Origin of the sequence: Mesorhizobium sp. M4A.F.Ca.ET.050.02.1.1, from assembly GCF_003997725.1 — a bacterium.
In the GTDB taxonomy this organism is placed as follows: Bacteria; Pseudomonadota; Alphaproteobacteria; order Rhizobiales; family Rhizobiaceae; genus Mesorhizobium.
The window spans coordinates 1-3557 of record NZ_RZSG01000633.1 but is presented as its reverse complement, the minus strand read 5'-3'; the positions used below and the strand labels follow the sequence as shown (position 1 = coordinate 3557).

Sequence of the window (3557 nt, the reverse complement as noted above, 5' to 3'; positions counted from 1 at the left end):
TGTAAATTACGCCTGTAATATTTATACTCAATTCGCATTTGCGAATGCTTACTTAGCTATCGCAGCATTCATAAAACAGATTTCATCTATTCAATTCTATCCTGTCTCTATTATTTTGAAGAGGCGGCCCATGCGGCTCAGCATTGGAGAGAGCCCATGCCTGATGAAAAGGACAGCCAAGGCCTGCCATCGCCAATATCCCGACAGCCAGACGACATCGCCGGCGATCTTGTCAGGCTGATGCCTCGCGATCTGGTCTTCGTCATGCGCTTCCTGGGCGAGAGCCAATTTCGCCTCCAGAGCCACTTTCAGGATTTCATCCGGGCCGAGCTTGCTGCCGGCGGCGTCACCGCGGAAACCCATCCGATGATCCATCTGTTCATCGAGAACCACGCGATCCTGCTGCGTGACTTCGTGTTTTCCGGCGTTTCGCTCTCGCGCCAGTTCCGTGTCGAGGAGATAGAGCGCCTCACCGGCGACACAACATCGGTGATGCGCGTCGACATCTGGGATCAGCTGAAGAGCCACATCGAGACCGCCGAAAAGCAGTTCCGGTCGCAGGCCGGCACACTGCCCGGATTGCTGGCGGCGTTCGAGCAACCGCCAGGACCGATGCCCGGAAACGAAAAATGAAGGAGGCTCCGATGGGCCAAACCGAAAGGCGCGACACGTTGCTCGCCCGCCGCCTCGATCTTGTCGCCACGGTCTCGGCGCTGACCTCGGAGGCGCAGCGGCTCAACCAGAAACTCTCCGGTATCGAGATGGACGTGCTGCGCCTGGAGCTCGAGATCGGCCGAAGCGGTCCAAACGTGCAACTGGTGCGAGACTTGCATGAAGCCGAGGAGAGCGCCGCGGCACTCAGACACGCATGCACGACGTGCGAGGAGCGCATCGCCGCCGCCGAAGGCGACATCGACGACGTCGACCGCTGCCTGGCGGAGACCGGAAACTGACGAAGGGAAGGGCCATGAACCAGCACGCGATACAGAACCTGACCTTGTTCGACCTGCTGGCCAGAAGCTGGCGTCGCCCGTCGGCGGTCGCCGACCTGCGCTTCAGCGCCGATGCCTCGGCTGTCGCCTTCACCGGCCTTGATGGGACGGTTGCCATAGCTGCGGTCGCGGACCAGGAGCCGCCGGAATCGCGGATCAGGGTGAGCGGCGACCTTGGCCAAACGACGATCCGCCCCAGGGAAAGAGCACCGGCACCATTGATAACTACCGCCGCGCTGGGAGAAGGCGATGTCCCGCTCGCAAGCTACCTTGGGTCCGGCTTCATGGTCGGAACGGCGGCCGGCAAAGTGGTGCATCTGGCAGCGGACGGCACTGTGATGGAGACGCTGGTCAAGATTGACGGACCGGCCGTCGCCTTCGATTACAGCCCTCGGACGGCCATGACAGCTGTCAGCAATGGGCAGGACATCTTCCTGTCGCGCGGCGGAAGCGCCGCAACAAGGCTGCACCACGGTGCGACCCCGTCCGCCGATGCGCTGGCCTTTTCGCCAGGCGGAAGGCGCCTTGCCTGCAGCTTGGACAACCGGCTATCGATCTGGATGGTCGAAAGCGAGGCCACCTCGATACGTGATTTCGCCTTTTCGTCGCGCCCGGTACCGATCCGCTGGAGTGGCGACGGCACCTGGCTGGCCTGCGGGCTCGAAACCGGAGGCTTTGCCCTGGTCAGCATGACTGATGGCCGGGCTGAGATCGTCTCGGGATTTCCAACGCCGGTCCGTACAGTGTGCTGGAGCCTGCCAGAGAACGCTCTGTTTGCATCGGGCGCCTTCCGGATCGCCGGTTGGTCGATGACTGCGCCGCCGCTTGAAGGAGAGACCTCTGGCGCGCTGGAGACAGGTCGCGCCGGGCTGGTGCCGGTCGAGACAGTGGCCGCGCATCCGCAGAAGGGACTGGTTGCGGCCGGCTATGCCAACGGCCGGATCACCATCGCCCAGATCGGCGCGCGGGACGAACTCCTCGTCAGGCCAATGGGCAGCGCAGTAACCGCGCTCGACTGGTCCGGTGACGGACGCCACCTGGCGGTGGGTGCCGTCGATGGTACCGTCGCGATCGTCACCTTTCCCGCGCAGATGTTCAAATAGGCCAATGCAGGCCGCTAACAACAGGAGAAGAGAATGCAAACCGAACTCACCCCCGAAGACAGGAGCAAGGATGAATTCTTTGAACGGCTCGCCAATTTGTCGGAAGAAATGGTGGCAAAGCACGGCAAGGACTTCAGCATGGGAGCCCTTGTGCTCGCCGCCCGATGGATTGCCGAGAACCGTGTTGGTCAATTGAAGACCAACTAGACCAACGAGACCGTCCGCTCGTCGTGCCTTGAACGACCGCATCTAGGTGCAAATCGCCTGGGACTCGGAGCCAAAGAGGTTCGCATTTGGTAGACGAAACACGGCTGCTTGAGTGTCCCGGCATGCGGCGCGAAGCTGCCCAAGAGGTCAGAGAGCATTGCGCATCCATGCCGCCGATCAGATGGAGAACCACTCGCCATAATGCCGCGATCTCATACCGTCCACATCGTGGAGTGGAGCAGAGCTTGCATGTGCTCCGGCAAATCTAGTTCGCCGCGCGCCTCGATCTCGAGAAGATATCGTGCCTTGGCAAAGCGATCGCCTTGCGTGGCCACGGGAAAGGCGCAGATGGAGATCAGCGCCCTCTCCTCTTCTCGGCTGGCCTCATCGTAGTCGCGGCTGTTGCTACCCGTTTCATGGACGGCTTTGTTGAACGCTGCGTATGCCGTCTTATGCGCGTTGATCAACGCTCGCAGTTCGTTCGACGGTTCTCCTTCTCGACGCGGTGCCTCGGTGGCGAGTGCCGTGGCTGATGCGGTCAAGGCGACAACGGTGGTGCCCGACTGGAAGAGCACGGTGCGACGGCTGATCCTGGACGTAGGAAACGCTCCTCTCATTTCAGAACAGCACGTAGCAGCTGTCCTCGATCGTGGGACTCTAACATGGCGGTTGGCGCATTTATGTCAGGATGAAAGCCCCGGGAGACTCTTACTGAGCGAGGATGTGTTGAAAACGATGGGAAGAATCGCATCGCCAACTGGAGTGTCGCTGTACCAGTTGCTCGGAACGTTCAGATCGCACCTTGCAATGGTTGAATGTTGGCCGGCGCCTTATTGCCGACGAAAACACCGAACTATCCGAGAGTTTGGCTCGCCAGAGCATAGGTCTTCGGCATAGCCGCGCCTGCGACGGCAAAATCGGCGAGCCGTTTGCCCAGCGACATGGTCAGCACCGTGTCGAAGACCGGCATGCCGCTGTGCGACAGGAAGGCAGCGAAGTCGCCATTGTCCATATGCGTATCAATCCTGAGGAAAGATCCTGAATGGTCGACCACGTGCGGCCGGACGACGGCCACGGCGTCGACGTCGCTTTCCGCCACGACCGGTCCCACGACATGGCCCCGCCCGAACGGGCGACATAGCGCGAAGGCTTTCAGCCTGCCGCCCTTGAAAAGACCATAGCCGGCCGAGTGCGCGAAGAGCTTTGCGATCAGCGCCGCGCGCCTGACGCCAAATCCCGCCGCATCGAGCGTGAT

General features: G+C 61.1%; 5 protein-coding genes and 1 pseudogene. 4 read left to right on the top strand and 2 right to left on the bottom strand.

Features of this window, described 5'->3' with window-relative positions; all coding sequences use genetic code 11:
- The first annotated feature begins 156 nt into the window (after positions 1 to 156).
- Genes EOA33_RS28355 through EOA33_RS39320 form a run of 4 tightly spaced genes read left to right on the top strand, consistent with a single transcriptional unit; the run spans position 157 to position 2302 of the window.
- Positions 157 to 633, top strand: coding sequence for a hypothetical protein (locus EOA33_RS28355; protein ID WP_127407143.1), 477 nt, complete (start codon positions 157 to 159; stop codon positions 631 to 633).
- Between the two features lie 11 nt (positions 634 to 644).
- Positions 645 to 953: a hypothetical protein gene (locus tag EOA33_RS28350; protein WP_126058849.1), complete on the top strand. Its 309-nt coding sequence runs from the start codon at positions 645 to 647 to the stop codon at positions 951 to 953.
- A gap of 14 nt (positions 954 to 967) precedes the next feature.
- A complete protein-coding gene (locus EOA33_RS39325) occupies positions 968 to 2095 on the top strand; it encodes a WD40 repeat domain-containing protein (RefSeq protein ID WP_190234394.1) in 1128 nt (375 codons plus the stop codon).
- A 33-nt stretch (positions 2096 to 2128) separates the two neighbouring features.
- Positions 2129 to 2302, top strand: coding sequence for a hypothetical protein (locus EOA33_RS39320; RefSeq protein ID WP_189347354.1), 174 nt, complete (start codon positions 2129 to 2131; stop codon positions 2300 to 2302).
- Positions 2303 to 2514: 212 nt separating this feature from the next.
- Here the strand turns inward: EOA33_RS39320 and EOA33_RS28345 are convergent, their stop codons facing one another.
- Positions 2515 to 2877: a hypothetical protein gene (locus EOA33_RS28345; protein WP_245482462.1), complete on the bottom strand. Its 363-nt coding sequence runs from the start codon at positions 2875 to 2877 to the stop codon at positions 2515 to 2517.
- A 278-nt stretch (positions 2878 to 3155) separates the two neighbouring features.
- Positions 3156 to 3557: pseudogene (locus EOA33_RS28340) on the bottom strand (GNAT family N-acetyltransferase); the annotation flags it as partial.

Bases quoted from the DNA above. Each gene is read 5' to 3' on its own strand.
- EOA33_RS28355 (WP_127407143.1), top strand. From the start codon at position 157: ATGCCTGATGAAAAGGACAGCCAAGGCCTGCCATCGCCAATATCCCGA.
- EOA33_RS28350 (WP_126058849.1), top strand. From the start codon at position 645: ATGGGCCAAACCGAAAGGCGCGACACGTTGCTCGCCCGCCGCCTCGAT.
- EOA33_RS39325 (WP_190234394.1), top strand. From the start codon at position 968: ATGAACCAGCACGCGATACAGAACCTGACCTTGTTCGACCTGCTGGCC.
- EOA33_RS39320 (WP_189347354.1), top strand. From the start codon at position 2,129: ATGCAAACCGAACTCACCCCCGAAGACAGGAGCAAGGATGAATTCTTT.